Source organism: Burkholderia sp. 9775_39, from assembly GCF_015712225.1.
GTDB classification, from domain to species: Bacteria; Pseudomonadota; Gammaproteobacteria; order Burkholderiales; family Burkholderiaceae; genus Burkholderia; species Burkholderia cenocepacia.
This window is the reverse complement of the sequence record NZ_JACCQC010000094.1, coordinates 1-428: the sequence shown is the minus strand read 5'-3', so window position 1 is coordinate 428 and position 428 is coordinate 1. Positions and strand designations below refer to the sequence as shown.

Genomic DNA, 428 nt, shown 5'->3' with positions numbered 1-428 from the left:
CCGATGACCTGTTTTTATGAACTCCCTGAAGCGGGTCAGGAAGCGATCGTTTTCACCCACTTTGTGGTGCGTGAAGACGCGCAACTGCTGTACGGTTTTAACAATAAACAAGAGCGCACGTTGTTCAAAGAGTTGATCAAAACCAACGGCGTCGGCCCGAAGTTGGCGCTGGCGATCCTCTCCGGAATGTCAGCGCAGCAGTTCGTTAATGCCGTTGAGCGTGAAGAAGTGGGGGCACTGGTGAAACTGCCGGGTATTGGCAAAAAAACCGCCGAACGTTTGATTGTCGAAATGAAAGACCGATTTAAAGGTTTGCATGGCGATCTCTTTACGCCAGCCGCCGACCTGGTACTCACGTCTCCTGCCAGCCCGGCGACCGACGATGCTGAACAGGAAGCGGTTGCTGCGCTGGTGGCACTGGGCTATAA

The 428-nt window shown here is 53.7% G+C and carries 1 protein-coding gene; it reads left to right on the top strand.

What is annotated here, in order from left to right; genetic code table 11:
• Positions 1 to 428, top strand: a 428-nt coding sequence (gene ruvA / locus H0X90_RS35415; RefSeq protein WP_196438447.1) for a Holliday junction branch migration protein RuvA, incomplete at both ends; no start/stop codon positions are given.